Origin of the sequence: Herbidospora mongoliensis (genome assembly GCF_001570545.1) — a bacterium.
In the GTDB taxonomy this organism is placed as follows: Bacteria; Actinomycetota; Actinomycetes; order Streptosporangiales; family Streptosporangiaceae; genus Herbidospora; species Herbidospora mongoliensis.
Genome location: NZ_BBXD01000031.1, coordinates 16859 through 43214, shown reverse-complemented (window position 1 = coordinate 43214; position 26356 = coordinate 16859). Strand labels below are relative to the sequence as shown.

27 protein-coding genes are annotated in these 26356 nt (G+C 70.7%); 5 read left to right on the top strand and 22 right to left on the bottom strand.

Annotation, left to right across the window (positions count from 1 at the left end; genetic code table 11):
* The first annotated feature begins 140 nt into the window (after positions 1 to 140).
* Positions 141 to 791 carry a slipin family protein gene (locus AW272_RS39155; RefSeq protein WP_066376089.1) on the top strand — a complete coding sequence of 217 codons (651 nt, stop codon included), beginning with the start codon at positions 141 to 143 and terminating at the stop codon, positions 789 to 791.
* Here AW272_RS39155 and AW272_RS39150 read toward each other — a convergent pair.
* On the bottom strand, positions 763 to 1254 hold the full coding sequence (locus AW272_RS39150; RefSeq protein WP_066376086.1) for a DnaJ family domain-containing protein: 492 nt from the start codon (positions 1252 to 1254) through the stop codon (positions 763 to 765). The genes AW272_RS39155 and AW272_RS39150 overlap by 29 nt on opposite strands.
* Entirely contained in the window at positions 1251 to 2033 is a 783-nt protein-coding gene (locus tag AW272_RS39145) for a MarR family winged helix-turn-helix transcriptional regulator (RefSeq protein WP_066376083.1), read from the bottom strand. The genes AW272_RS39150 and AW272_RS39145 overlap by 4 nt, the downstream gene beginning before the upstream one ends.
* A gap of 62 nt (positions 2034 to 2095) precedes the next feature.
* Between AW272_RS39145 and AW272_RS39140 the strand changes: the two genes are divergently transcribed.
* Both AW272_RS39140 and sigJ read left to right on the top strand, forming a co-directional pair.
* Complete coding sequence (locus AW272_RS39140) at positions 2096 to 2695, top strand: hemerythrin domain-containing protein (protein WP_066376078.1); 600 nt, start codon at positions 2096 to 2098, stop codon at positions 2693 to 2695.
* A 45-nt stretch (positions 2696 to 2740) separates the two neighbouring features.
* Positions 2741 to 3601 (top strand): RNA polymerase sigma factor SigJ, encoded by an 861-nt coding sequence (sigJ, locus tag AW272_RS39135; protein ID WP_066376223.1) that lies wholly within the window; start codon positions 2741 to 2743, stop codon positions 3599 to 3601.
* A 710-nt stretch (positions 3602 to 4311) separates the two neighbouring features.
* On the opposite strand, the gene AW272_RS42890 is transcribed toward sigJ, so the two are convergent.
* The 11 genes from AW272_RS42890 to nadD all read right to left on the bottom strand — a co-directional run bounded on the left by AW272_RS42890 (position 4312) and on the right by nadD (position 14289).
* Entirely contained in the window at positions 4312 to 5034 is a 723-nt protein-coding gene (locus AW272_RS42890) for an alanyl-tRNA editing protein (RefSeq protein WP_245657950.1), read from the bottom strand.
* A complete protein-coding gene (locus tag AW272_RS41515; RefSeq protein ID WP_245657966.1) occupies positions 4925 to 6277 on the bottom strand; it encodes a CynX/NimT family MFS transporter in 1353 nt (450 codons plus the stop codon). Before AW272_RS41515 ends, AW272_RS42890 begins: the two co-directional genes overlap by 110 nt.
* A 186-nt stretch (positions 6278 to 6463) precedes the next feature.
* Positions 6464 to 7036, bottom strand: coding sequence for an SRPBCC family protein (locus tag AW272_RS39120; protein WP_083959156.1), 573 nt, complete (start codon positions 7034 to 7036; stop codon positions 6464 to 6466).
* Positions 7037 to 7067: 31 nt separating this feature from the next.
* Positions 7068 to 7460, bottom strand: a complete 393-nt coding sequence (locus AW272_RS39115; RefSeq protein WP_157519301.1) for a hypothetical protein — start codon at positions 7458 to 7460, stop codon at positions 7068 to 7070.
* Positions 7457 to 7807 (bottom strand): hypothetical protein, encoded by a 351-nt coding sequence (locus AW272_RS39110; protein WP_066376218.1) that lies wholly within the window; start codon positions 7805 to 7807, stop codon positions 7457 to 7459. Before AW272_RS39110 ends, AW272_RS39115 begins: the two co-directional genes overlap by 4 nt.
* A 57-nt stretch (positions 7808 to 7864) precedes the next feature.
* Positions 7865 to 8959, bottom strand: coding sequence for a carboxylate-amine ligase (locus tag AW272_RS39105; protein WP_245657948.1), 1095 nt, complete (start codon positions 8957 to 8959; stop codon positions 7865 to 7867).
* A 39-nt stretch (positions 8960 to 8998) separates the two neighbouring features.
* Positions 8999 to 10807: an ABC transporter ATP-binding protein gene (locus AW272_RS39100; RefSeq protein ID WP_066376069.1), complete on the bottom strand. Its 1809-nt coding sequence runs from the start codon at positions 10805 to 10807 to the stop codon at positions 8999 to 9001.
* Complete coding sequence (locus tag AW272_RS39095; RefSeq protein WP_066376067.1) at positions 10804 to 12528, bottom strand: ABC transporter ATP-binding protein; 1725 nt, start codon at positions 12526 to 12528, stop codon at positions 10804 to 10806. Before AW272_RS39095 ends, AW272_RS39100 begins: the two co-directional genes overlap by 4 nt.
* Before the next feature lie 40 nt (positions 12529 to 12568).
* Positions 12569 to 13210, bottom strand: coding sequence for a histidine phosphatase family protein (locus AW272_RS39090; RefSeq protein ID WP_066376066.1), 642 nt, complete (start codon positions 13208 to 13210; stop codon positions 12569 to 12571).
* Complete coding sequence (gene rsfS, locus AW272_RS39085; RefSeq protein ID WP_066376060.1) at positions 13207 to 13608, bottom strand: ribosome silencing factor; 402 nt, start codon at positions 13606 to 13608, stop codon at positions 13207 to 13209. The genes AW272_RS39090 and rsfS overlap by 4 nt, the downstream gene beginning before the upstream one ends.
* Before the next feature lie 81 nt (positions 13609 to 13689).
* Positions 13690 to 14289: a nicotinate-nucleotide adenylyltransferase gene (gene nadD / locus AW272_RS39080; protein WP_083959155.1), complete on the bottom strand. Its 600-nt coding sequence runs from the start codon at positions 14287 to 14289 to the stop codon at positions 13690 to 13692.
* A 48-nt stretch (positions 14290 to 14337) separates the two neighbouring features.
* Between nadD and AW272_RS39075 the strand changes: the two genes are divergently transcribed.
* Entirely contained in the window at positions 14338 to 15357 is a 1020-nt protein-coding gene (locus AW272_RS39075) for a M48 family metallopeptidase (protein WP_083959154.1), read from the top strand.
* Between the two features lie 36 nt (positions 15358 to 15393).
* Here AW272_RS39075 and AW272_RS39070 read toward each other — a convergent pair whose 3' ends face one another.
* From AW272_RS39070 to AW272_RS42885, 3 genes are read right to left on the bottom strand one after another with little or no spacing between them, the layout of a single operon-like run.
* The gene (locus AW272_RS39070; protein WP_066376055.1) at positions 15394 to 17541 is read right to left on the bottom strand and encodes a serine/threonine-protein kinase; all 2148 of its coding nucleotides are present in this window, start codon (positions 17539 to 17541) and stop codon (positions 15394 to 15396) included.
* A gap of 52 nt (positions 17542 to 17593) precedes the next feature.
* Positions 17594 to 17977 (bottom strand): DoxX family protein, encoded by a 384-nt coding sequence (locus AW272_RS39065; protein WP_066376053.1) that lies wholly within the window; start codon positions 17975 to 17977, stop codon positions 17594 to 17596.
* Entirely contained in the window at positions 17974 to 18129 is a 156-nt protein-coding gene (locus AW272_RS42885; protein ID WP_157519299.1) for a hypothetical protein, read from the bottom strand. The genes AW272_RS39065 and AW272_RS42885 overlap by 4 nt, the downstream gene beginning before the upstream one ends.
* Before the next feature lie 85 nt (positions 18130 to 18214).
* Here AW272_RS42885 and AW272_RS39060 point away from each other — a divergent pair, with 85 nt between their 5' ends.
* On the top strand, positions 18215 to 18859 hold the full coding sequence (locus AW272_RS39060) for a LuxR C-terminal-related transcriptional regulator (RefSeq protein WP_066376050.1): 645 nt from the start codon (positions 18215 to 18217) through the stop codon (positions 18857 to 18859).
* Here the strand turns inward: AW272_RS39060 and AW272_RS39055 are convergent.
* From AW272_RS39055 to AW272_RS39030, 6 genes are all read right to left on the bottom strand, one after another.
* Positions 18856 to 20106, bottom strand: a complete 1251-nt coding sequence (locus AW272_RS39055) for a glutamate-5-semialdehyde dehydrogenase (RefSeq protein WP_066376048.1) — start codon at positions 20104 to 20106, stop codon at positions 18856 to 18858. The two genes, AW272_RS39060 and AW272_RS39055, sit on opposite strands and share 4 nt — an antisense overlap.
* Positions 20107 to 20114: 8 nt before the next feature.
* Positions 20115 to 21224, bottom strand: a complete 1110-nt coding sequence (gene proB / locus AW272_RS39050) for a glutamate 5-kinase (protein ID WP_218011220.1) — start codon at positions 21222 to 21224, stop codon at positions 20115 to 20117.
* Between the two features lie 23 nt (positions 21225 to 21247).
* Entirely contained in the window at positions 21248 to 22591 is a 1344-nt protein-coding gene (obgE, locus tag AW272_RS39045) for a GTPase ObgE (RefSeq protein WP_066376047.1), read from the bottom strand.
* A gap of 81 nt (positions 22592 to 22672) precedes the next feature.
* On the bottom strand, positions 22673 to 22930 hold the full coding sequence (gene rpmA, locus AW272_RS39040; RefSeq protein WP_066376044.1) for a 50S ribosomal protein L27: 258 nt from the start codon (positions 22928 to 22930) through the stop codon (positions 22673 to 22675).
* Positions 22931 to 22936: 6 nt separating this feature from the next.
* Positions 22937 to 23251 (bottom strand): 50S ribosomal protein L21, encoded by a 315-nt coding sequence (rplU, locus tag AW272_RS39035; RefSeq protein WP_066376040.1) that lies wholly within the window; start codon positions 23249 to 23251, stop codon positions 22937 to 22939.
* Positions 23252 to 23421: 170 nt separating this feature from the next.
* A complete protein-coding gene (locus AW272_RS39030) occupies positions 23422 to 26265 on the bottom strand; it encodes an Rne/Rng family ribonuclease (RefSeq protein ID WP_439649183.1) in 2844 nt (947 codons plus the stop codon).
* Between the last annotated feature and the right edge of the window lie 91 nt (positions 26266 to 26356).

Sequence of the window (26356 nt, the reverse complement as noted above, 5' to 3'; positions counted from 1 at the left end):
AGGCGACCTCCGGCGGGTCGAGTTCGATGCGGTTGTGCGGGCCCTGCGGGCTCCCGTCCACGGACGGAGTGCCCCCGCCCAAGCTCCGCGCGTCCCGCCGGAGGCCGTCCTCCGCAAAGCGACGAAAAGGGGTGAGCAAGATGGCGACGATCACGGTGATGGAGTGGCAGCGCGTGCTGGCGTTCCGCGACGGCAGGTTCGAGCAGGTCCTGGGCCCGGGCCGGCACCGGTACAACCCCCGGCGGACGTCTCACGTCACGGTGGACGTCAGGCCCCAGCTGATGCACGTCCCCGGCCAGGAGGTCCTGACCCGCGACGGCGTCTCGATCCGTGTCTCGGCGACGGCGTCGTGGCTGGTCACCGACCCGGTCGCGTTCACCAACGGCGTCGCGAAGCCGATCCAGGTCCTGTACGCCGCCCTCCAGGACGCGATCCGCGTCAAGGTCGCCGGGGTGGATCTCGAAGCGCTCCTGACCGACCGTTCGGCCCCGGATCTCGAGCCGATACGCGCTGAGGCGACCCCCCTCGGCATCGAGGTCACCGAGTTCCGGATCCGCGACCTGATGCTCCCCGGCGAGCTGCGCCGCGCGGCGATGGACGCGGTCGTGGCGCGTGAGCGGGGCAAGGCCGTACTGGAGGAGGCCCGTGCGGAGGCGGCGGCGCTGCGCTCCCTCGCGAACACGGCCCGCCTGCTGGAGGAGCACCCGGCCCTCCTGCAACTGCGCACCCTGCAACTCGCGGGGGAACGCTCGACGACTCTGATCATCGACCCCCGTACCCCCTCGGCCTAGCCCGGTACAGCAACCGCCGCCACCACGCACGTGGTGGCGGCGTCGGTGCGATGACCTTCGGTGGGGTGGGCGGATGTGCCGACCGCCAGGCCGCGATCACTTCGTCCTCGTCGATGAGGGGGACGATCACGGGCGGCCCGGCCATCGGATGGCGCACCGCGTCCTTGATCCGCTCGTTCATCTCCTCGACGAGCTCCCGGGCCCGCGCCTCGGACGGAGCGGCGACGGCGGCCGCCCGGACCTTCTCGGCCTCCCGCCGCAGGCCCAGCCCTCCGGGCAGCGGGAACTCGAGTCCTTCCTCGTCGAGTTTCCGCTTGACCCAGCCCATCTCGTCGTCCCGCCCGCGCGGCAGCGGTTTCCCGGCCCCGGGCAGGTTGTCGAACTCGCCTCGCGCGGCGGCCTCGCGGATCTGACGGTCGATCCAGGTCTCGAAATCCATCCCAACGGGCTTGCGGTCGGTCACACCAGCCTCCGGAGCAGCTCCCCGAACTCCTCGCCCTCGGCCGGGCCTCCCAGGGCGGCGATCACTTCTCCCTGCAGCGTATCCGCCGCGCTCTGCGCGGTTTCGAGCCGTTCCATCCCGGTGGGGGTGAGTTCGAGGGCGTACCGCCGTCGGTCGAGAGGGTCGTGTCCCCTGGCCACGGAACCGGACGCGACCAGCTCCTCGACGACCTGGGCGGCGGCGGCCTCGGTGTAGCCCATCACCTCGGCGAGCCGCTGCTGCGGGCAGGGGCCGTGGTGTCCGATCGTCCACAACGGCCCGAAGTAGCGCATCTTCATCCCGGCCCCGGCCAGCAGCGCGTCGCCCCGGCGGCGCGCCATGAAGTGGGCCTGGGAGACCAGATGCTCCGCGCTCCCCGCCGATCCCACCAGCCGGGCGAGCAGCTCGGTGAAGCGGTCGCGCTCGGCGGGGGTGAGGGCGGCGGTCAGCTCGCTGTCGCGGGCGGCCATGGCCGCCCGCATCCCCTCAAGGACGTCGCGGCCCTTGGACGTGACCGAGATCACATGGGACCGCCGGTTGGCCGGATTCACCGTCCGGACGACGAGCCCCTCCTCGGACAACCGGTCGATCAGCCGAACCATGATCGTCCGGTTGATGCCGAGCCCCTTGGCGAGTTCCTGCTGCGATTCCGCCGCCTGGTCGGCCAGCGCCTCAAGGAGCACGTAGTCGCGTGGCCCGGAGCCGTCGGCGGCGAAGCGGGCGTAGAGGGTCCGCAACAGAAAGCCGATGTACTCCCGCACCTCGACAGCATAAGATAGTTAAGTTGTTGACGGTTAATCGAGTTGATAATAAAGTCCGCGACATGAGCATCGACATGACGATGATGTACGTCCTCCACGACGCCCTCAGACGCGAACTCGACCGGATCGCCCGGCTGACCGAGACCCCCGCCGACCACCCCGGCACGCTCCTCAAAGCCTCCGTGACCTGGGAGTTGTTCACCGCCTACCTGCACATCCACCACACGTCGGAAGACGACGCCCTGTGGCCCGCCCTGCGCGAGGTGGTCCCGGAGACCGATCTGGCCCTCCTCGACGCCATGGAGGCCGAACACGCGGTCATCGACCCCGCCCTGGCCGCCGTCGAGTCCAGCGCCACCCCCGAGGCCCTGGCCGAACACGTGGCGGTCCTCCGTGACCGGCTCACCGCGCACCTGACGCACGAGGAACGCCAGACCCTGCCCCTGATCGCCGCCACCGTCTCCCCCGAGGCCTGGGCCCGCTTCGGGGAACTTCACCGGCAGCGGGTGGGCGCCGACACCCGGCGCTACCTGCCGTGGATGCTCGACTCCGCCGACGAGGAGCTCACGGCCCGCATCCTGGGCTCCCTGCCCGGCCCCATCACGACGGCCTACCGGGACGACTGGCTCCCGGGCTACCTCGCCGCCCGCGCGAAGCCCTAGCCCGGTTAGTGTCACGCCCCGCGCGCGTGATACGTCTGTGTGGTCATGTTCAGTGAGCACCGGAAGGTCCTGCTCGGGGTCGCCTACCGCATCCTCGGCAGCGTCACCGACGCCGAAGACGTCGTCCAGGAGACCTGGCTGCGCTGGTCGCAGCTGCCCGAAGGCCACGCCGACGACGAGCGCGCCTATCTCGTCCGCATCACCACGAACCTCGCCATCGACCGGCTCCGCCTGGCCAAGACGCGCCGCGAGTCCTACGTGGGCCCCTGGCTCCCCGAGCTGATCGCCACCCCCGACGTCGCCGACGAGGCCGAACTCGCCGACACGGTGGAACTGGCGCTGCTGGTCGTCCTGGAGACCCTGTCGCCGCTGGAGCGGGCGGTGTTCGTCCTCAGAGAGGCCTTCGGCTACAGCCACGCCGAGATCGGCGCGATCCTCGGCAGGGACGAGGCCGCGATCCGCCAGCTCGCCAAACGGGCCCGTGACCACATCAGGGAGCGCCGTCCCCGCTACGACGTCGACCGGGGCGAGCGCCGCGCGATCACCGAGCGGTTCGTCAACGCCGCCGCCGGGGGCGACCTCGACGGCCTGACCGCCCTGCTGGCCAAAGACGTCACGCTGGTCGGCGACGGCGGCGGCAAGGCCAGGGCGCCGCGCAACATCCTCGCCGGGGCCGCGAACGTGGCCAGGTTCCTGGTCGCCATCACCACGGAACGCGGCATCAGCCGCTTCCTTGAGGGTTCCTCCGCCGACCTCACGATCGAGATCGCGAGCGTCAACGGCGGCCCGGCGGTCGTGGTCCAGGCCGACGGCAGAACGGTGGCGGTCTTCTCGGTGGTGGTGGCCGACGGGCTGATCCAGACCGTCTACGTCGTGGCCAACCCGGAGAAGATGTCCCATCTGTGAGCCCGTCCACGTCCACGGACTGGCCGGCCCTGAGGGAACCGCGAAATTCCGGGTTCTGTACGCGCACAAGAGCCCTCCACGCCCCCTGGTCGAGGCTCTCCTGAAAACGAGGCCGCGAAGGCCCCCGTACACGAGAGCTTCGCAACATGGGCGGGGAGGCCGGCCTTTTGGAACGGTACTCATCCCGGATCCCTCCCTCGCGCCCGCCGGAAAGAGCCTTGTTCAGGCCCAGATTCCGCCGCGTCCCGAAGAGAGCAAGATCGCCGCGATCACCCGTTTGGAGAAGCTCGCCGATCTCGGCGGCGGAACCCCGTCACCTGGCGCGGGGAAGCCCTCGTCTCCAGCCGGACCGGTGCTCTTGACCTGCCAGGACACACTTGGCGGGACCGTCCGGCCATCGACCGGGGCGACGGTGTCCGGTCTGCCGGAGACGCGGTCGCGGCCCCCGGTCCGCTCGGTGAGGTGGCGGTCGACGGCTGCCTCGAAGCGGCCCGCCAAGCGGTCGGATCGATCAGGAAGGTGCGACTGGTGATGCAAAGGATGGGGGGCAGATTGGCCCGATCCACCTCCCATGGCCTAGGCTTGTTAAGTGGTCGCCCGAGGCGAGGTCAGGTCGCCTCGGGCGGCCACCCTTATGTCCAGGCCAGGCAGCTCTTCACGACCTGCCTCCGCCCCCGAATCCAAGGCCTGATCTCCGGCCCGGGCGAGGCCTACTTCCGCGACACCCGCGTCGTCATCGCCAGTTCCTCGCCGTCGAAGGCGAGGTCCACCGCGACGGCGTTCAGCTCTCCCGTGCTGGTCAGGTGGGTTCCGCCGCACGGAATCGCCGCCTCGGCCCCGGGCAGCAGGCAGCGCCAGGTGCGGCGGGCGGTCAGATCCTCGTCGGGGCAGTCGACCCACACGGGCGCGTCGGCCGCGATCCACTCCTTGATCCGCTCCCGGACCTGGGCGGTCACCGCGGCCAGATCGAGGCCGGCAGCGTCGAAGCCCTTGCGCCGCAGCGACTTCCCGAGCCGGTAGACGTCCCGGCTGCCGTGGTTCAGAATCCGCGACGACGTGATCGCCAACTGGTCGAAATCGGGGTGGCCGAGGCTGTCGGTCCTTGCCTCTTTGCGCCAGAACGGCGCCAGCGCCTCGTTGAGCGCCAGCGCCGTCAGATGGCACGCGGTGTGCCCGGCCGAGAAGCCGTGCCGCCGGTCGGGGTCGACCCACAGCTCGACCTGACCTTCGATGGGCTCCTCCATGATGTGGACGACCAGCCACTTCCAGCCCTCGGCCCCCCGCTTCACCGGGATCTCGTCGCCGATGTAGAGGAATTCGCCGTCAGTCGCACCGGTCTGGCAGTCGACCACCCGGGCGCCGGCGAGCAGGCCGGTGTCGGCGGGCTGGTCCGGCCAGGCGTGGTCGAGTGGGTGGAACGGCGTCCGGGCCACGATCACTCCGTGGCCGCCCCCCAGCGGCACCCGCGCGACCACTTCCGACGACCCGGTCAGCCCGCCCTTGGGATAGGTGACCTGGGTCGATGCGCGAATGTCCATATTTTCCATTATCGGGTACGTCATCCAGAACCCGATCGCCCCCCGCGTACCATCCCGTGACGGCCTGGCCCGCGACCACCACGAAGAGCAGCGCGAACGGCAGCGTCCAGCCGCCGGAGACCTGGTAGAGCAGGCCCACCAGGAGCGGCCCGGCCCCGGCGATGAGGTAGCCGGCGCTCTGCCCGAACGCCGACAGCGCGGCGGTGGCCTCGGCGGTCCTGGTCCGCAGCCCCAGCAGCGCCAGGGCCAGCGGGAACGACCCCATGGCCAGCGACAGGACGATCGTCCACAGCACGATCGCGTGCCCGGTCATCAGCCCGGCGAAGCCGATCGCGTAGATCGCGACGAACACGAGCACGAGAGGCCGCTGCGAGCGCATCCGGGACGCCAGCGACGGCACCACGAGCGAGACCGGGATGCCGACCGCGGCGAAGATCGCCATGATGGTGCCGGTCTGCTCACCGGTGAACCCGTGGTCCAGCAGGAACTGGGGGAACCAGCCGAAGATGACGTACGCGATCAGGCTCTGCGAACCGAAATAGCCGGCCATGGCCCATGCGAGCTTGTTCCTGACCAGGTCACCGGGCTTGATCCCACCGGCCGCCCCACGCTCGGGCTCGGTGCGCAGCAGCGCGAGCCACGGGATGACCGCCACGGCCGCCAGTGCCGCCCAGACCCCCAGGGCGATGTGCCAGTTCCCGTCGGCGGCCTTCTGGATCGGCACCGTGGCGGCGGCCGAGATCATCGTCCCGAAGGCGAGCCCGACCGAATAGAGCGTGGTCAGCGGCCCGGGACGGCCCGGGAAGTGCCGCTTGATCAGCGTCGGGATCAGCACGTTGCCGATCGCGCCGCCCGACAGGGCGACCGCGCTGGCCAGCAGGAACACTGGGATGTCGGCCACCAGCGACCGGACCAGCAGCCCTACGCCGGTGAGCACCAGCGCGACCACCAGCAGCCGGTGTTCCCCGGCCCTTCGGGACAGGGCCGGGGTCACCGCGCCGAATGCCGCGAAACACAGGACCGGCAGCGTGGTGAGCACCCCCGTGGTCACCGCCGACATACCGAGAGAGTCTCTGACCTGGTCCAACACTGGGCCGACACTGCTGACCGCGGTGCGCAGGTTCAGCGCGGCCAACACGATCCCCAAGGCGACAAGCCAGGCAATCGATCCTGTACGACTTCGGCGGGCGGCGATCGCTGCCATGCCTAACTCAATCCCCCACTCATCGAATCATCCTATGATTCGACAAAGTTTAGGACCTTTTTGTCCCGTTAGGCAAACTGGCCGTAACAAAATGGGCGGCCCGAAGGCCGCCCACGCAGGTCAGCCGATGGGCGGAGTGAGGGGCGGGCCCTCGTCGTAGCGGGGATTGCCGTACGCGCGAGGGGTCGGTCCGGGCGCCGGGAGGCCGGTGTCGGCCGGCAGCGTGCCGCCGGGCTCGTGCCGGTCGTCGACCGTGCCACGCCAGCCGCCGGTCTCCCCGCCGCGCGACTCGATGTACTCCTTGAACCGGTCGAGGTCGCCGTTGACCCGCATGTGCACGATGTGCAGCGCGTCGCCGACGGTCTCGGCGAATCCCTCGGGGTCGTACTCCATCCGCAGCGACACCCGGCACGCCGCGGCGCCGAGCGTCTCGAAGGTCACCGTGCCGGAATGACGCGGACGCTCCATCGACCGCCACTCGAGGCGGTGGTCGGGCGTCTGCTCGGTGATCTCGGCCTCGAACTCGCGCCGGATCCCGGCGATCTCGACGACCCAGTGCGTCCGGCGGTCGTCGAGCTGTTTGACCGACTCGACGCCCTCCATGAACTCGGGGAAGGACTCGAACTGGGTCCACTGGTTGTAGGCGGTCCGGATCGGCACATCCACGTCCACCGTGTGTTCGATCGTGCTCATTCGCCGTTCCTCCTGAACTAGGGGGGAACGGTCACACCTGCCCGAGTCTGCGGTTTCTGAACAGCCAGAGAAGCCCGACCACGGGCAACACCAGCGGGATGAACAGATAGCCGCTGCCGTAACCCGACCACACGGTCGCGTGCGGGAACGCCTGCGAGTCGACGACCGAGAGCGTCCCGACGACCAGCACCCCGGCCAGCTCGATCAGGCACGCCGCCAGCGCCAGCCGCCCGTTCCCCCTGGCCAGCGCCACGGTCAGCACGATGTAGACGGCCGCCGCGAACGCGGAAAGCGTGTAGGCCAGCGGAGCCTCGGAGAACTTCGAGGCGATCTGCACCCCGGCCCGCGCCGAGGCCGCCAGCGCGAACACGCCGTAGACGGCGACGAGCAGGCGGCCGGGACCGGTGTTGACGCGGGTGTTCACGCCATGTTCCAGAGCTGGAGCAGCCGCCCGGTCATGACCCCGGCGGTGAACGCGCCCACGGCGATCACGGCGGGTCCCCATCGGGTGCGTTCGGCGCGCCCCCACCACAACGCGGCCGGCGGGATGACGATCGTGCCGAGGAGATAGCCGACGAAGGTGGCCTGCTCGGTCACCTCACCGGCCCTGGGGAACGCGATGACGGCCTGCACGACGAGGGCCACCTCGACCAGGACCAGCCCGGCCAGGATGACGACCCCCATGGGCCGGTTCCGGATCGCCGTGACGAGGGAGACGACGGCCAGCAGCAGGGCCGCGCCGATCACCCATCCGGAAAAGGCGGAGAACATGCCCAGCAGGTTACCGGTGGGCCGTGCCGGTCCGCCTTCCACGGCCCACCGACGCCATCAGCCCTCGGCGGTCTCCCCCAGCAGCAGGTCCACCACATCGGTGGCCTGCCCCTTCTTCTTGTACGCCGCCCGTTGCCGCCCCGCGGAATCCCCGCGCCGCAGGGTCTCTGCGGCGAGCGCCGAGACGGTCTCCCAGTCGCCCACCGCCTCCAGGGTCGGGCGCAGTTCGTTCAGCAGCGTGTCCACCAGCGCCGGCGCCGGGACCGGTTTCCCGGTGAGCGGCGAGATGAGATCGCCGCCCAGCCCGGAGCGGGCCGCCCGCCAGCTCGTGGCGCGCAGCATCGCGGGCCGCAGGTCCAGCCGGGGCGGCGTGCCGGCCTCGACGGCGTCGGTCTCCCGGACGACCAGGGCGCGGAACAGCCCGGCCAGCAGGACCACGTCGTCGACCCGGGGCAGCGAATCGCACACCCGCAGTTCCATCGTCGGGACGTGCGCCGACAGCCGGATGTCGAAGTAGACCATCCCCCGGTCGTCGATCACCCCGGAGGTGACCAGGTCGGCCACCGCCCGGTCGTATTCGGCCGCCGACTCGAACGGCCCGAGAGGACCGGCGGTCGGCCAGCGCTGCCAGGCCAGGGCCCGGCTGCTGGCGTATCCGCTGTCGGTCTCGAACCAGTAGGGCGAGCTGGCCGAGACGGCCAGTAAGGCGGGCAGCCACGGCTGCACCCGCTGCGCCACGAGCACGGCCAGGTCGCGGTCGGTGATCTCCACGTGGAACTGGCCGCCGCAGATGAACTGCTCGCGCGCGATGAACTGGTAGCTGTCGAGCAGGTATTGGTAGCGCTCGTCGGGGGTGAGCGCGAACCCTCCGGCGCCGTGCAGGGGTGCGGTGCCGGAGCCGATGATGCCCAGGCCATGGGGTTCGGCGGAGGCGATCAGCTGACGGCGCAGGTCGACCAGGTCGGCACGGAGCGCCGCCAGGTCGAGGGTCGGGGTGCTATTGGTCTCGACGACGGCCTGCTGCAGCTCGGCCGAGAAACTCGTGTCGGGAAGCCCGTCAAGGACGACATGGGCCTGAGGGGTCAGCCGACGGCTGACGAGGTCGACGACGTGGAATTCCTCTTCCACGCCCAGCGCCACCAAGCGAGTCATAAGGGGTGATCTACCCATCATCCGGAGAATGAGCACGAACTAGGTCAAGCTCTCGATCCAGGCCTGATGAAGGCCCGCGTACCGGCCCGACGCGGCGATCAGCTCGCCGGGCGGGCCGTCTTCCACCACCCGGCCGCCGTCGATCACGAGAACGCGGTCGGCGATCTCCACGGTCGACAGCCGGTGGGCGATGATCAGGGCGGTCCGGCCGGTCAGCACGGTCCGCAGGGCCCGCTGCACGAGCCTTTCGCTGGGCACGTCGAGGCTGGAGGTGGCCTCGTCGAGGATGAGCACGGCCGGATCGGCCAGGAAGACCCGGGCGAACGCGACGAGCTGCCGCTGCCCTGCCGACATGCGGGCGCCCCGTTTGCCCGCCTCGCCGTCGAGCGAGGCGACGAAGCCGTGCACGCCGACCGCCGCCGCGGCCGCCTCGACCTCGGCCGTCGTCGCGGACGGCCGCCCGAACCTGATGTTGTCGGCGACGCTGCCGCCGAACAGGTAGTTCTCCTGGGTGACCATGACAATCGCACGCCGCAGCGCGGCCTCGCCGAGGTCGCGCAGGTCGACCCCGTCGAGGGTGATCCGGCCGGTGACGGGGTCGTAGAACCGGGAGATCAGCTTGGCCAGCGTGGTCTTCCCGGCCCCGGTCGCCCCGACGACGGCGACGATCTGGCCCGCGGGGATGACGAGATCGAGGCGGTGCAGCACGGGGACGTCGGGGTGGTAGTGGAAACGTACGTCCTGGAACCTGACCTCTCCCCGGCCGGCCGGCAGTGTGGTCGGCAGTGTGGTCGGCAGGGCCACCGCGACGAGGGGTTCGGCCACCCCGGGGCGTTCCTCCAGCACACCCGACAGCTTCTCCAACGCGGCTCCCGATGACTGGAGCGTGTTGTAAAAATTGGAAATTTCCTGCATCGGCTCGTAAAACTGTCTGAGGTACAGCAGAAAGGCGGCGAGCACCCCGACGGTGACCTCGCCCTCGATGGCCAGCCAGCCGCCGTACAGGAGAACCGCCGCGATGGTGACGTTGCCGAGCAGCTTCACCCCGGGCTGGAACAGCGCGATCAGCCGCATGCTGTCGAGGTTGGCCGCCCGGTAGCGCTCGTCGAGCTCCTCGAAGATCTCCTGGTTGCGCGGCTCCCGGCGGAAGGTCTGGGCGGCCCGGATGCCGGTCATCGACTCGACGAAGTGGACGATCACCGCCGCGACCGCCTCACGGCTGCGGCGGTAGGCCGACCGGGAGGCCCGCCGGAACCACCGCGTCATCAGGAACAGCACCGGGAACGGCGCCAGCGCCACCAGGCCGAGGTGCACGTCGAGGATCAGCAGCATCGCGGCCGTGCCGAACAGCGTCAGCACGGCGGTGATCAGCCCGTCGAAGCCGCCTTCGAGCAGTTCGGCGATGGCCTCCACGTCGGAGGTCAGCCGCGAGATGACCCGCCCCGACGTGTACTTCTCGTGGAAGGCCGCCGACAGCCGCTGGAACTGCTCGAACACCCGGCGGCGCAGCTCCAGCAGCGTCTCCTGCCCGATCTGGCCGGAGAAGCGGAGGAACGCCTGCCGGGTCAGCGCCTGGGTGACCGCGCACCCGAGAATGGCGCCGACGATCATCAGCAGGGTGCGGTTCCCCTGGGGGATGCCGGTGTCGATGCCGACCTTCACCAGGTAGGGGATCGACAGCCCCGCCGCGTTCGACACCACGATCAGCCCGACGAGCAGCCAGATCGCCCTGCGGTGCGGCCGCAGCAGATCGCCGAGCAGCCGCCGCGACCGGGCCCGGAGCAGGACGTTGGCCTCGTCGTCGAGGTCGTCGCGGTTCTCCGCCGCGACCCCGCGCCAGTCGGTCAACTCAGCACCTCCTCGGCCGCCAGGAGCGCCCGGTACCCCGGCACCCCCACCAGTAACTCCCGATGGGTGCCGACATGGGTGATCGTGCCGCCGTCGAGGAGGGCGACCCGGTCGGCGAGCAGCACGGTCGAGGCCCGGTGGGCGACCACGATCCCGGTCGCGTCGGCCAGCACGTGGCGCAGCGCGTCTTCGACCAGCGCCTCGGTCTCGACGTCGAGCGCCGACAACGTGTCGTCGAGAACGAGGATGCGCGGCCGGCCGAGCACCGCGCGGGCCAGCGCGAGCCGCTGCCGCTGCCCGCCCGACAGCGACATGCCCTGCTCGCCGATGCGGGTGTCGAGCCCCCAGGGCAGGTCGAAGGCGAAGGTCGCCTGCGCCACCTCCAGCGCGGCCCGCACATCGGCGTCGGTGGCGTCGCGGCGGCCGAGCGCCACGTTCTCCCGGACGCTCATCGAGAACAGCGTCGCCTCCTCGAACGCGGTCGCCACGATCGAGCGCAGGCACGGCAGCGTCAGGTCGCGCACGTCGTGGCCGTCGACGGTCACCCTCCCCGAGGTGACGTCGAGGAGCCGGGGCACCAGAGAGGTCAGGGTCGTCTTGCCCGAGCCGGTCGCCCCGACCACCGCGATGGTCTCGCCCGGCCGCACCTCCAGCCAGAGATCCTCCAGCACGGCCCGATCGGCGCCCGGGAAGCGGAACCCGGCGCCCTCGAACCGCAGGTGCCCGCGCGGCCGGTCGAGCACGAGCGTGCCGCCGATGATCGTGGGCTCGGTGTCGAGCACCTCGAGCACCCGGTCGGCGGCGGTGATCGCCTCCTGCCCCATCGCCAGGATGAAGCCGAGCGAGGACACCGGCCAGACCAGCTGCAGCACGAACGTGGTGAACGCCACCAGCGCGCCCAGCGTCAGCGATCCCCCGCCGACCGCCGTCGCCCCGAGCAGCAGCACCAGCGCGAGGGTGACGCTCGGCACGATCTCCAGGAAGGTGAAGAACCGGGAGGAGAGCCGGACCTTGGCCAGCGCGGTGTCCTTGGCGACGACCGCGAGGCCGTCGTACCGGGAGAAGACGTGGCCCCCGCGGCCGAACGCCTTGATGGTGCGGATCCCGAGCGCCGACTCCTCGACGTGGGTGGCCAGGTCGCCCTGGCGGTCCTGAAGGGTCCGGGAGATCACCCGGTAGCGCGTCTCGAACCGGGCCGACACCACGATGATCGGCACCGCCGCCAGCGCGACCAGCAGGCCGAGCGGCCAGTAGAGCCGCAGCAGCAGGATCGTCACCACGACGAGCTGGATGACGTTCATGACGAGGAACAGCGCGCCGAACCCGAAGAAGCGGCGGATGGTGCTGAGGTCGGTGGTGGCCCGGGAGAGGAGCTGCCCCGACTGCCACTCGTCGTGGAAGCTCATCGGCAGCCGCTGGAGGTGGGCGTAGATGTCGTCGCGGAGGGCGGTCTCGACGCCGAACACCGCGATTCCCTGCTGCCAGCGGCGGAAGCAGATCATGGCCGCCTCGACCACGCCCAGCGCGAGGGCGAGCAGGCCGAGGGGCAACAGAGCGGTGAGGTCACCGGCGGCGATGGGCCCGTCGATGATCTCCTTGCCGACCATGGGGATCGCGAGCCCGGCGGCGATACCGGCTACGGCGGCGATCCAGCTGACGATGACGACGGTCTTGAAGGGCCGGAGATAGGACTTGAGTCGCCAGAGGGACAACAAGTGCATGTGCCAACTCTTGCCGACTCACCCCGTTTCCCGGGGGTGACTATCGCGTGCCGTCGTCCTGGAACTCCGGCTTGTCGTCGCTGCTGACGGGCTCGGGGAGGGTGCCGGCGTTGTGTTCCGCCAGCCGCCAGCCCTTGCGGCCGAGCTGCAGCACCGACCACGAGCAGTTGCCGAGCCCGCCGATCATGTGCCACAGCGGCTGGGGAACCCCCAGCACGCCGAGCATGCCCAGGCGCAGCGCGGCGCCGTGGGAGGCGACGACGAGCAGCCCGTCGTCGTCGATCTCCTCGGCCCACCGCAGGATCGCCGCCGACACCCGGGTGGCGACCTCGACCTCGGTCTCGCCGCCCGGGGGCTCGAAGGCGGCGTATTCGGCCGGCCAGCGGGCCTTCATCACGTCACCGGTCAGGCCCTCCCACTCACCGCCGCCGCGTTCGCGCAGTTCCTTGTCGGTGGTGACCGGCAGACCGGTCAGCCGTCCGAGCGCGAGAGCGGTGTCGTGGGCCCGGCTCAGGTCGCTCGACACGATCTTCGTGGGGCTGAGCGCCGCCAGCAGCGACGCGGCCCGGGCCGCCTGGGCGACCCCGGTCTCGTCGAGGGGGATGTCGGTGTGCCCCTGGAAGCGGTGTTCGGCGTTCCAGCTGGTCTGACCGTGCCTGAGGCAGACGATCCGACGGCTCACCCCTCACCCCGCGCCCTTTGGGCGGCCGCCTCGGCGACGCTCTCGGGCAGCGGGATGGCCGGGCAGTCCTTCCAGAGCCGCCCGAGCCCGTAGAAGTCGTGCTCCTCCTCGTGCTGGACGTGGACCACGATGTCGATGAAGTCGAGCAGCACCCAGCGGCCCTCGCGCTCCCCCTCGCGGCGGACCGGCTTGGCCCCCGCTTCGACGCGCAGGCGGTCTTCGATCTCGTCGACGATCGCGCGGACCTGGCGGTCGTTGGAGGCGGAGCAGACGACGAAGGCGTCGGTGATGAACAACCGGTCGCTCACGTCGTAGGCGACGATGTCGTCGGCGAGCTTGTCGGCCGCGGCCTCGGCGGCGACCGAAACGAGCTGGATTGAGCGTTCAGATGCGGTCACGATGCGGTTTGTTCCTCCATGACGGGGATGGTGATCCCAGAGTGCCCACCCCTCGGCGTGCTCATCAAGCCTATTGCCGCCCTATCGGTAAAGACCCCGCTTGCCGATGTACTGGACGATCCCGTCGGGAACCAGGTACCAGATGGGCTGCCCGGAGGCGACCCGGTCGCGGCACTCCGACGACGAGATCGACAGCGCCGGCACCTCGATCAGGCTGACCTTGCCGCCGGGCAGGCCCGGATCCTGCAGGGTGTGGCCGGGACGGGTGCAGCCGACGAAGTGGGCGATCGTGACCAGTTCCTCGGCGTCCCGCCAGCCCAGGATCTGGGCCAGGGCGTCGGCGCCGGTGATGAAGTAGAGCTCGGTGTCCGGCCCGTAGGACGCCGCGAGGTCTCTCAGGGTGTCGATCGTGAAGGTCGGCCCCGGCCGGTCGACGTCGACCCGGCTGACCGAGAAGCGCGGGTTCGACGCCGTCGCGATCACCGTCATCAGATAGCGGTCCTCGGGGGCCGAGACCGTCCGCTCGGCCTTCTGCCACGGCCGCCCGGTCGGCACGAACACCACCTCGTCGAGATCGAAATGGTGCGCGACCTCGCTCGCGGCCACCAGGTGGCCGTGGTGGATCGGGTCGAACGTGCCGCCCATGACACCAAGCCGCCTGGTCGCGGCTCCGTTTCTCATAGCTCGGACGATAACGTCGACGCGCGGCGAGGGAAGCACCGACGTAGCATGCCGAGCATGACCACTCCCGATCGCAGCCGCACGCCGCTGCCCGGCATCAGCTCCCGCGCCTACGAACACCCCGCCGACCGGTCCGCCCTCGTGGCGATGCGCTCGCTGACCGGGTTCGACTCGGTGCTCAAGCGAACCTCCGGGCTGTTCTCAGAGCGCCGCCTGCGCCTGATGTTCCTCGCCTCGGCCGTCCGCACGTCGGAGACCCAGTTCCGGGCGCTGTACGACATGGGCCGCGACAGCGCCTACATCCTCGACCTGGCCCGGATCCCCGAGGTCTACGTCCAGCAGGATCCCAAGGTCTACGCGATGGCCATCGGCTTCGACGAGCCGTTCATCGTCGTCTCGACCGGCTGTCTCGACCTGCTCGACGACGAGGAGCTGCGCTTCGTCATCGGCCACGAGACCGCCCACATCCTGTCGGGCCACGCGGTCTACGGCACGATGCTGCAGATCCTCACCCGCCTGGCCACCCGGGTCGCCTGGATCCCGCTCGGCTACATCGGCCTGCGCGTGATCGTCGCCGCCCTCGAAGAGTGGGCCCGCAAGGCCGAGATGTCCGCCGACCGTGGCGGTCTCCTCGCCGGCCAGGACCCCGACGCCGCGCTGCGCGCCCTGATGAAGCTGGCCGGCGGCTCCCGCCTCCACGAGATGAACATCGAGGCGTTCCTCGACCAGGCCCGCGAATACGACACCGCCGGTGACGTCCGCGACGGCCTGCTCAAGGTGCTGAACCTGCTGGGCACCACCCACCCGTTCGCGGTCACCCGGGTCGCCGAGCTCGACCGCTGGCGCCGCAGCGGCGAATACGACCACATCCTCACCGGCGACTACCCCCGCCGCACCGACGACCACAACGCCAAGCTCTCCGACGAGGTCAAGGCAGCCGCGGCGTCCTACCGCGAGTCGTGGTCGCAGTCGCAGGACCCGTTCATCGGCGTGCTGCGCGACGTCGCCGAGGGCGCGGTCAACGCCGGCGAGCGGATCTTCAACCGCTTCTCCCGGAGGGAGAACTAAAGACTTGGTTCTCGTCGCGAGAACCAACCGCGCGGGCTAGAAGAGCGATCCGACGATCCGGACCGCCGCCGCGCAGATCGCGACGAACCCGCCGAGCACCGCCAGCGCGCGCAGCCCTTCCCTGCGCAGCTCCGGCAGCTCGGCACCGACCTTCTCGACCTCGCGGCCGATGATCGCGCCGCAGACGACGCTGAAGACGAGCCCCGCGACCGTGACGGGCACGGCCTGGTCCCACCAGTCGTGGGCCAGGCGTCCCCCTGCGGTCGCCCACATCGCGCCGAACGCCAGCGCCCCGGCGGGCAGCCCCGGCCAGGCCACCCCGGCGATCAACGCCCCGGAGAACGACACGGGGAACAGCCCGATCCGCAGGGCCTTCTTGAGCCGTCCGGGGCGGCGCTTCTTCGTCAGCCAGTGCCCCACCCAGAGGGCACGGGCCAGCACGACGAACACCCCGGTCACCGCGAACGTGGCGACCGGGTAGACCACACACCCGATCACACAGGGCACCGACACCGCCGCCAGCACCAGCAGCGAGTTGCCGCCCGTGGGGACCGTCTCCGGCGGCTTGACGGCCCGTTTACGCCGCGTCTGCACGACGGCCTCGGCCCCGAGCTTCGAATCGGCCTCTTTGTCCTTGCCCCGCCGCGGCTCGACCGACACAGCGGCGGAATCGGCACCGACCTCCCGACCGGCGGCATCCCGTCCCCGGCGCCCGCCGTCGGCGGAACCGGTCCCGGCGGCCTCCCGGACACGACGCCCGCTCTCAGCCGCCCCCGCACCGCTTTCCCGGCTCCGGCGCCCTCCATCGGCCGAACCGGCCCCGGCGGCCTCCCGAGCCCGGCGGCCAGGATCGGCCGGCCCCGCGCCGGTTTCCCGAGCGCTCGAGTCCCGGCTCCGGCGCCCACTATCAGCCGAACCGGCCCCGGCGGCTTCCCGAGCGCGGCGCGCGCCATCAGCTGATCCCGAGCCGCTCTCCCCGCTGCCGGCATCCCGCGCCCAGCGCCCGCCCTCAGCCGAACCGGCGCCGCCTTCCCGACTGCCGGAAGCCCAGCGCCCGCCCTCAGCCGAACCGGCGCCGCCTTCGCGGCTGCCGGAAGCCCGGCGCCCGGCATCGGCCGAACCTGCGGCGCTCTCCGAGGCCCGCCTGCCGCCGTCGGTGTCCCGGCCGCCGGAGTTCTTGGCGGCTTTGTCCTTGGCCGCTTTGTCCTTGACACCGCCTTCCGAACCGCCGCCCGCGCGGCCCCGCCGCGAGATCTCGCCCGGCCCCGTGTCGCGGCCGCGTTCCGACCCGCCGGTCCCCCGGCGGTCGCCGGTCCCGCGTGCCGATCCGTCGGCGGCCTCCCCGCCCTCGGCCTGGGATTCCTTCTCGCGTACCTCATGCTCCTCGGCCGCCCGCGCCAGCCGGGTCATCCGGTCGGCGAGGATCGCGGCGGTCGGGCGTTTGGCCGGGTCGCGGTTGAAGGCGGCCCTGATCTGCGGCAGCAGGGCGGGCGGCACGTCCTTGAGGTCGGCTTTGCCGTGCAGGATGGCGTACATCTGCGACTCGGCGGAGCCACCGCCGAAGGTGGGGCGGCCGGTCGCCGCGAAGGCCACCGTCGCGGCCCAGGCGTGCAGGTCGGCCGGTTCGCCGACCTGTTCGCCGGCGAAGAGTTCGGGCGCGGCGTAGCCGGGGGTGCCGAGGAAGGTCCCGGTCTGGGTCATCCGGGTCGCGTCGAGGACCTGGGCGATGCCGAAGTCGATCAGCACCGGACCCTCGTCGCCGATCAGCACGTTGGCCGGCTTCAGGTCGCGGTGGACGATCCCGGCGGCGTGGATGATCGCCAGCGCGGTCGCCAGGCCGCGCGCGAGGCGGATCAGCTCGACCTCGGGCATCGGCCCGTCGCGCTTCACCACGTTCAGCAGGTTGTCGCCCGCGATGTGCTCCATGACCAGATAGGGCCGGTCACCGGAGAGGTCGGCGTCGAGGACCCGCGCCACGTAAGGGCTCTCCACCCGGCGCAGCGCGCGAACCTCGCGATCAAGCCTTAATCGGGCGTCGGCATCGCCTTCGATGGGCTCACGGAGCATCTTCAGGGCGACCTGCTCACCCCGTTTGGTCGCCGCGAGATAGACCTCGCCCATGCCACCACGACCCAGGCGCTCCAGGAGCGCGTATGGGCCGACCCGCCCCAGACGTCCACCCATAGGTCTGGTCACCATAGTGAAGCGCCACGACATTTCCCCGGAGGCGCGCCGGTCACCGCCGGAAGATGTACCGATCCAGCGATATCCGGCCGGGACCGGCAACGGCCAGCATCACCGCCACCGCGCCCAAAGCCGTGACGAGTTCGAACGAGCCGTCCTTGACGTGGACGAAAAGGAACGCTCCCGACATCACCGCGAACAGCATGGCCCCGGCGACGGCGGTCAGCAGCCCCAGCACGAGCAGGACCCCGCCGCCGAGCTCGGCGACCGTGGCGAACCAGGCCGACATGCGCGGCGCGGGCACGCCCGCCTGGGTCATCGCCTGGGTGGTGGCGTCGATGCCGCCGCGCGCCTTGGCGTAGCCGTGCTGGATGAACGTCGTCCCCAGCGCGATCCGGCCGAAGAGGGCGGCGGCGTCGTACAGGGCGGGCCTCACCGGAGCAGGTGGTCGAGGCGGGCGCCGCGTTCGGCGGGGCGGGGGGCGGAGAGCCGCCAGCGAATCAGCCCATGCCGCTCCATCGCGAGCAACAGCCGATCGGCCCCCGCGACGACGGCCACGATGAAGCTCAGCGTGACGAGAAGATCCATGGACCTAATGTCTCACCGACGGTCACGGAGAGTGACTGAAGTGGTCGCCAAGTCATTCTCAAGAGAGGTAAGCCACCCTTTGACCATGAGCGAACCCGTTACCGTCGTCGTGGCCGGCGAGACCTACCTGTACACCGAGGGTGTCCGCTGGGCGCTGACCGACGCCCCCGGGATCAAGCTGCTGGCGCTGGCCGACGACGGGCCCGACGCGCTGAGGGCCGCTGTCCAACTCGGCCCCGACGTGCTGCTGATCGACCTGACCCTGCTGCACGAAGTCGACTACATCGCCCGCCGCTGCCCTGACGTGAAGATCATCGTCGTCAGCCAGAACGCCGACGAACTCAGCCTGATGGCGGCCATGCGGGCGGGCGCCCGGGGCTACGTCATGACGAGCGCCCACCCCGGGGAGCTGGCCGCCGCGATCCGCGCCGTCGGGGTCGGCCACTTGGTGTTCGCTTGTGAGGTGGCGGCCGGGCTCCGTACGAAACTGACCACACGGTCGACCCGGACCACCTTTCCCGAACTGACCCAGCGTGAGCACGAGGTGCTGGAGCACCTGGCCGACGGCCGCAGCAACGCGGAGATCGCCAAGGAGATGTGCCTGGCCCCCAAGACCGTGCGCAACCACGTCAGCAACGTCCTGACGAAGCTGGAGGCCGAGAGCCGGTTCGACGCCGCCCTGCGGGCCCGCGACGCCGGCCTCGGCACCAGGGTCCTCGTCAGGGCCTAACCCCGGATGTGACCTTCACCGACGTAGACGAACTTGGTGGAGGTCAGCTCGGGCAGGCCCATCGGGCCGCGGGCGTGCAGTTTCTGGGTGGAGATGCCGATCTCGGCGCCGAAGCCGAATTCGCCGCCGTCGGTGAACCGGGTCGACGCGTTGACCGCCACGGCGGCCGAGTCGACCAGCGCGACGAACGTCTTGGCCGCCGACTGCGAGTCGGTCACGATCGCGTCGGTGTGGCCCGAGCCGTAACGGGTGATGTGGGCGACCGCCGCCTCCAGAGAGGGCACCACGGCGGCGGCGATGTCGTAGGAGAGGTATTCGCTGCGGAGTTCCTCTTCGGTCACCGGAACCACCTCGCCGCCGCCCAGGGCCGCGATCGCCGGGTCTCCGTGGACGGTCACGCCGGCCTCGGCCAGCGCCGCGATGGCCTTGGGCACGAACTCGGCGGCGATCGACTCGTGGACGAGCAGCGTCTCGGCGGAGTTGCAGACCGACACCCGCTGGGCCTTGGAGTTGACCAGGATCCGCAGCGCCATCTCCTGGTCGGCGGCGGCGTCGACGTAGACGTGGCAGACGCCCACGCCGGTCTCGATGACCGGCACCGACGACTCCTCGACCACGCTGTTGATCAGCGACGCGCCACCGCGCGGGATCAGCACGTCGACGAGCCCGCGCGCCCGCATGAGCTCCTTGGCGGAGTCACGGGTCAGACCCGGAACCAGCTGAACCGCCCCGGCAGGGACGAGAGTGGGCTCCAGCGCCTCCTGCATGATCTTCACCAGCGCGGTGTTCGACGAGTAGGCGCTCGACGACCCGCGCAGCAGCACGCCGTTGCCGCTCTTCAGGCACAGCGCGGCGGCGTCGACGGTCACGTTGGGACGGCCCTCGTAGATGATCCCCACGACACCCAGCGGAACGCGGATCTGCCGCAGTTCCAGGCCGTTCGGGAGGGTGGAGCCCCGGATGACCTCTCCCACCGGGTCGGGCAGCTCCGCGACCTCCCGGACCGCGTCGGCGATCTTCCCGATGCGCGGCACGTCGAGCCGCAGCCGGTCGATCATCGCCTCGGAGGTGCCGTCGGCACGGGCCTTGGCCACATCGGCGGCGTTGGCCTCGACGATCTCCTCGGCGCGGGCGACCAGGGCGTCGGCGATGGCCCGCAGCGCGGCGTCCTTGGCCGCGCGCGGCAGCGGGGCGAGGAGCCGGGCGGCATCCTTCGCCGCATTGGCCACCTGCAGAAACTCACTCATGGTCGCTCCTAGAGGATGACGATGTCGTCACGGTGGATCAGTTCACGCTCGTATTCCGGCCCCAGGCTGCTGGCCAGCTCCCGGGTGGAGCGGCCGAGCAGGTCGGGGATCTCGCCGGAGTCGAAGTTGACCAGCCCGCGCCCGACCAGCTCCCCCGCGGGCCCGCACAGGTCGACCGGGTCACCGGCGGAGAACTCGCCTTCCACCTTGAGAACACCGGCGGGCAGCAGGGACATCCGCCGCCCGATCACCGCTTTCACCGCGCCCTCGTCGAGGTGGAGACGACCGCGCCCGGTGGCGGCGTGGGCGAGCCAGAGCAGGCGGGTGCCGGGGTGGCGACCGCCCGGGTGGAAGTACGTGCCGACGTCGTCCCCCGCCAGCGCGTGGGCGGCGTGGGCCGAGGCCGTCAGCACGACGGGGACCCCGGCGCCGGTGGCGATCTTGGCGGCCTGGACCTTGGTGATCATGCCGCCGGTGCCCACCCGGCCGGAGGTGCCGAGCTCCACGCCTTCGAGGTCTTCGGGGCCGCGTACCTCGGTGATGCGGTTGGCGCCGCCCGGACGCCGGGGGTCGCCGTCGTACAAGGCGTCGACGTCGGAGAGGAGGATCATCGCGTCGGCGTGGGTCAGGTGCGCGACCAGCGCCGCGAGGCGGTCGTTGTCGCCGAATCGGATCTCGTCGGTGGCCACGGTGTCGTTCTCGTTGACGACCGGGACGATGCCCAGCTCCAGCAGCCGCGCCAGGGTGCGCTGCGCGTTGCGGTGGTGGGAGCGCCGCATCATGTCGTCGGCGGTGAGCAGCACCTGGCCGACGCGCAGGCCGTAGCGGGCGAAGGAGCTTGTGTAGCGTGCCACCAGCACGCCCTGGCCGACCGAGGCGGCGGCCTGCTGGGTGGCCAGGTCCTTCGGCCGGGCCTTCAGCCCGAGCGGGCCGAGCCCGGCCGCGATGGCGCCGGAGGAGACGAGCACGATCTGGGCGCCGGCCGCGCGGCGGGCCGCCAGCACGTCGACCAGCGCGTCGACGCGGTCGACGTCGATCATGCCCTGTGGGGTCGTCAGCGACGACGATCCCACTTTGACGACGATCCGCCCGGCTGCGCCGATGCGCTCCCTGACCACGTTTCCCCCTGGATGCGGTTGCCCTAGATACGGTTGTCGGTGCCTCTGGGCCCGGCGACCCTGGCGCCCGCCGAGGGCTGCCAGTCGAAGATGTAACCGTTCTCCATCGACCCGATGACGACCTCGGCGCCGATGGTCGCCCCGGCCTTGATCAGCGCCTCCTCGACCCCCAGCCGCTCCAGCCGGTCGGCCAGGTAGCCCACGGCCTCGTCGTTGGTGAAGTCGGTCTGGCGGATCCACCGCTCGGGCTTCTCGCCGGTGATCTGGAACATGCCGTCGTTGACCTTGCGTACCGAGAACCCGGTCTCGCCGTAGTTCTTGGGCCGCAGGACCAGCCGCGTCGGCTCCTCGACCGGCCGCTCGCGACGGGCCTGCTCGACCATCTCCGCCATGGCGTAGGAGAACAGCCGCAGCCCCTCGTGCGAGCTGGCCGACACCTCGAACACCCGCAGCCCGCGCTCCTCCAGGGTGGGCTTCACGATGTCGGCGAGCTCACGCCCGTCGGGCACGTCGACCTTGTTCAGCACCACCATGCGGGGCCGGTCCTGCAGCGAGCCGTAGGCTTCCAGCTCGGCCTCGATCACGTCGAAGTCGGTCAGCGGGTCACGGCCGGGCTCCATGGTCGCGCAGTCGAGCACGTGCACGATCGTCGAGCAGCGCTCGACGTGGCGCAGGAACTCGTGGCCCAGGCCCTTGCCCTCGGACGCCCCGGGGATCAGGCCGGGCACGTCGGCGACCGTGTAGATCACCTCGCCCGCCGTCACCACCCCGAGGTTGGGGATCAGGGTCGTGAAGGGGTAGTTGGCGATCTTCGGCCGGGCCGCCGACAGCGCCGCGATCAGCGACGACTTGCCCGCGTTGGGGAACCCGACGAGCGCCACGTCGGCGACCGTCTTCAGCTCCATCACGATGTCGATCTCGTCGCCCGGCTCGCCGAGCAGCGCGAACCCGGGGGCCTTGCGCTTGGTGTTGGCCAGCGCCGCGTTGCCCAGGCCGCCGAACCCGCCCTGCGCGGCCACGTAACGGGTGCCCGCCCCGACCAGGTCGACCAGCACCTCGCCGGTCTTGGCGTCCTTCACGACGGTGCCGTTGGGCACGACCATCACCAGGTCCTCGCCCATCGCGCCGTCGCGGTTGGAGCCGGCGCCCTGCTTGCCGTTGCCGGCCTTGCGGTGCGGCCGGTGGTGGTAGTCGAGCAGGGTCGAGGTGTTGGCGTCGACCTCCAGGATCACGTCACCGCCCCGCCCGCCGTTGCCCCCGTCGGGACCGCCCAGCGGTTTGAACTTCTCGCGGTGGACGGACGCGCAGCCGTTGCCGCCATCCCCCGCCTTGATGTGCAGGAGGACGTTGTCCACGAAATCCGCCACAGCGGTCAAATCCCTTCGATTAACAAAACAACAAGGCGGATCGGTTACCCGATCCGCCTCGTCCTTTCCGGTGCTGCGGATCTACTCCGCGACCGGGATGATGCTCACCGCGCGACGACCGCGCTTACGGCCGAACTCCACGTGGCCTGCGGCCAGCGCGAACAGCGTGTCATCCTTGCCACGGCCGACCAGGTCGCCGGGGTGGAAGTGCGTGCCACGCTGGCGGACGATGATCTCGCCGGCGTTCACGAGCTGGCCACCGAAACGCTTGACACCGAGACGCTGGGCGTTCGAGTCACGGCCGTTCCTGGTGGACGAGGCGCCCTTCTTGTGTGCCATGAGTCACTACTTCCCAGAGTCGATGCCGGTGACCTTCACCTGGGTGTACCGCTGGCGGTGACCCTGGCGCTTCTTGTAACCGGTCTTGTTCTTGTACTTGAGGATGCGGATCTTGGGGCCCTTGACCTCACCGAGAATCTCGGCGGTCACCGCAAAACGGGCCAGGGCGGCGGCGTCATGCGTGACATCGCCGTCGTTGACGACGAGGACCGCCGGCAGCGTCAGTGAGGAACCGACCTCACCCGCGACCGTGTCGACCTCGATGACGTCTCCGACGGAGACCTTCTGCTGCCTGCCGCCGCAACGAACGATCGCGTACACCGCGGAACCCTTCTTCTCTACTGGATGCTGCGCCCCGACATCCGATCGCTAACAGATAAACCGGCGAACCAGGGGGGCGCGCGAAGCCAAGCGCGCCACCAGGCGCGCCGATTGACTAGGGTACCGGGTTACGGCACCGAGGTCGAACCGAGCGGCCCGCCGGTAATGAATTAATCCGCTGACCTGGACCTTCGTGACCGGCGCCGCGAACGGGGCTGGTCGTCGACGGTGTCGGTCACCGAGTCGCGGGAGTCGTGGGCCGCGACCGCGTTACCGCCGGTCTCGGTCTTCTCCAGCTTGTCGGCCACAGCCTTCTCGATGGCCATCTTGCCCTGCGTGCCGCGCGGCTCGGGCTTCCCCTCGACCGGTTCGGTCGAGACGATCACCCCGCGCCCGTGGCAGCAGTCACACGGCGTCGAGAACGCCTCCAGCAGCCCCTGGCCCACTCGCTTACGGGTCATCTGGACGAGACCCAGCGAGGTGACCTCGGCCACCTGGTGCTTGGTGCGGTCACGCGCCAGGCACTCGAGCAGCCGGCGCAGCACCAGATCGCGATTGCTCTCCAGCACCATGTCGATGAAGTCGATCACGATGATGCCGCCGACGTCGCGCAGCCGGAGCTGACGCACGATCTCCTCGGCGGCCTCCAGGTTGTTCCTGGTGACCGTCTCCTCCAGGTTGCCACCCTGGCCGGTGAACTTACCGGTGTTGACGTCGACGACAGTCATCGCCTCGGTCCGGTCGATCACCAGCGAACCGCCCGAGGGCAGCCAGACCTTGCGTTCCATCGCCTTGGCGATCTGCTCGTCGACCCGGTAGGCGGCGAAGACGTCGACGTCCTCGTCCCACTTGGCGACGCGGTCGCCGAGGTGCGGGGCGACGTAGTCGACGTACTCCTCGACCGTCCGGGCGACCTCGTCACCCGAGACGACCAGGTTGGCGAAGTCTTCGTTGAAGACGTCGCGGACCACACGGACCGTCATGTCGGGCTCGGCCGACAGCAGCTCCGGCGGGCTGGCCGACTTGGCCTTGCGCTGGATGCTCTCCCACTGCGCCGACAGCCGCGAGACGTCGCGGGCCAGCTCCTCCTCCGAGGCGCCCTCGGCGGCGGTGCGCACGATCACGCCCGCGTTCTCGGGCATGACCTTGCGCAGGATCTGCTTGAGCCGGGTGCGCTCCTTGTCGGGGAGCTTGCGCGAGATGCCGGTCATCGAGCCGTCGGGCACGTAGACCAGGTAACGGCCGGGAAGGCTGATCTGGGAGGTGAGCCGGGCGCCCTTGTGACCCATGGGGTCCTTGGTGACCTGCACCAGCACCGACTGGCCCGACTTCAGCGCGGCCTCGATGCGGCGCGGCTGGCCCTCGAGCCCGGCGGTGTCGAAGTTGACCTCACCGGCGTAGAGCACGGCGTTGCGGCCCTTGCCGATGTCCACGAACGCCGCCTCCATCGAGGGCAGCACGTTCTGGACCTTGCCGAGGTAGACGTTGCCGACGTAGGACTGGCTGGCCTCGCGGTCGACGTAGTGCTCGACCAGCACGTCGTCTTCGAGCACCGCGATCTGGGTGCGGCCGCCGTGGCGGCGCACGACCATCATGCGCTCGACCGACTCGCGGCGGGCCAGGAACTCCGACTCGGTGATGATCGGCGGACGCCGGCGACCCAGCTCGCGCCCCTCGCGACGGCGCTGCTTCTTGGCCTCCAGCCGCGTGGACCCGCGGAAACCCTGCACCTCGTCGACCGACGAGGTGGTGGTGCGCCCGGCGCGCGGCGCCCGGATGCGCACAACGGTGTTGGGCGGGTCGTCGGCGACGACCGCCTCGTCCTCGCCACCACGACGGCGGCGACGGCGACGGCGGCGCGAACCGCCCTCACCGTTCTCGTCGTCGCCGTCGGAGTCCTCTTCGGGCTCCTCAGCGGCAGCCTGGGGCTCCTCTTCGGCGTCCTGGTCCTCGCCGTTCTCCTCGCGGCCACGACCGCGCCCACGGCCGCCACGGCGGCGCCGGCGACGGCGGGACCCCTCACCGGACTCCTCGTCGCCGTCGTCGTCGGAGTCTTCTTCGGACTCCTCGGCGACGACCGTCTCGGGCTCGGGCTCAGGCTGGGGTTCCGGCTGCGGCGCGGGCTGCGGCCGGGCGGGAACCGCCGCGGCGGCGTCGGGCGCCTGGAACAACGGCTGGAATATGGCGGCGGGCCGCTGGAAGGTGTACTGCGGCCGCTCGGCGGCGTGGAACCCGAACGGGTCGGCCAGCCGCGACGGCTTGCCGCCGTCCTCGATGTCTTCCAGATCCTCACCGGCCGGCTCGTCGTCGAGCGGCTCCTCGGTGGGCAGCGAGATCAGCATCGCGGCGGCGACCTCGGCCTCGGCGGCGTTGAGCGCGCTGGATCGTTCCGCGGGAACCTCTTCGTCCCTCTTGCGGGTGCGGCGCCGTCTCGTCGGCTTCTCGTCCTCGTCGGAGGCCGCCTCCGGCGTCTCCTCGATCTTCTTTCTTGTACGACTCCGCCGGACGGGCTTGGCCGTCTCGGCGTCGGCCGCGCCCTGGTCCTGAGCCACATCGCTCTCAGCGACGTCCGGAACGACGGGTTCCGGCGTGACCGCCTTCTTGGTGGCGGCGCGGGTCCTCGTGGCGCGGCGGCGCGTGGGGGTGCTCTCGGCGGCCTCGGCCTCGGGGGCGGGCACGTCAGCGGGGATCTCGGCCGGGGTCTCAGCCACGGCCTCGGCCAGCGTCTCGGCCGGGGCCTCGGGCTCGGCGGAGCGGGTGCGGCGCCGGGTGCGCTTGGGCTTCTCCGCGGGCTCGGCGGCTTCCACGGCCGAATCGGCCGTGCTCTGCGCCTGGACCGCCGGTGCGGCCGAACCGTTGGCGCCCGAATGGGCGACAGCGGCCGGAGCGGCCGTGCCGAGGGCTTCCGCCACGGCCGCCTGGATGGCAGGGGCAGGGGGGATCTCGTCGGGTTCCGGCGGCGGTCCCGCCGGTCGGCTGGCCGACCGTCTGCGGACCGGCTTCGCCGTTGTCACCGAACTCGTCGTATCTGCGGTTGTCGTATCGCCGACAATGGGCTCGTTGTCGAGCATGCGGGCGCTCTCCCGTCAGCCCCCGGGCGCGTTT

Coding starts and splice junctions, on each gene's coding strand:
- AW272_RS39155 (WP_066376089.1), top strand. CDS start 141: ATGGCGACGATCACGGTGATGGAGTGGCAGCGCGTGCTGGCGTTCCGC.
- AW272_RS39140 (WP_066376078.1), top strand. CDS start 2,096: ATGAGCATCGACATGACGATGATGTACGTCCTCCACGACGCCCTCAGA.
- sigJ (WP_066376223.1), top strand. CDS start 2,741: ATGTTCAGTGAGCACCGGAAGGTCCTGCTCGGGGTCGCCTACCGCATC.
- AW272_RS39120 (WP_083959156.1), bottom strand. CDS start 7,036: ATGAGCACGATCGAACACACGGTGGACGTGGATGTGCCGATCCGGACC.
- AW272_RS39110 (WP_066376218.1), bottom strand. CDS start 7,807: ATGTTCTCCGCCTTTTCCGGATGGGTGATCGGCGCGGCCCTGCTGCTG.
- AW272_RS39105 (WP_245657948.1), bottom strand. CDS start 8,959: ATGACTCGCTTGGTGGCGCTGGGCGTGGAAGAGGAATTCCACGTCGTC.
- AW272_RS39095 (WP_066376067.1), bottom strand. CDS start 12,528: ATGCACTTGTTGTCCCTCTGGCGACTCAAGTCCTATCTCCGGCCCTTC.
- nadD (WP_083959155.1), bottom strand. CDS start 14,289: ATGAGAAACGGAGCCGCGACCAGGCGGCTTGGTGTCATGGGCGGCACG.
- AW272_RS39075 (WP_083959154.1), top strand. CDS start 14,338: ATGCCGAGCATGACCACTCCCGATCGCAGCCGCACGCCGCTGCCCGGC.
- AW272_RS39070 (WP_066376055.1), bottom strand. CDS start 17,541: ATGGGTGGACGTCTGGGGCGGGTCGGCCCATACGCGCTCCTGGAGCGC.
- AW272_RS42885 (WP_157519299.1), bottom strand. CDS start 18,129: ATGGATCTTCTCGTCACGCTGAGCTTCATCGTGGCCGTCGTCGCGGGG.
- AW272_RS39060 (WP_066376050.1), top strand. CDS start 18,215: ATGAGCGAACCCGTTACCGTCGTCGTGGCCGGCGAGACCTACCTGTAC.
- AW272_RS39055 (WP_066376048.1), bottom strand. CDS start 20,106: ATGAGTGAGTTTCTGCAGGTGGCCAATGCGGCGAAGGATGCCGCCCGG.
- rpmA (WP_066376044.1), bottom strand. CDS start 22,930: ATGGCACACAAGAAGGGCGCCTCGTCCACCAGGAACGGCCGTGACTCG.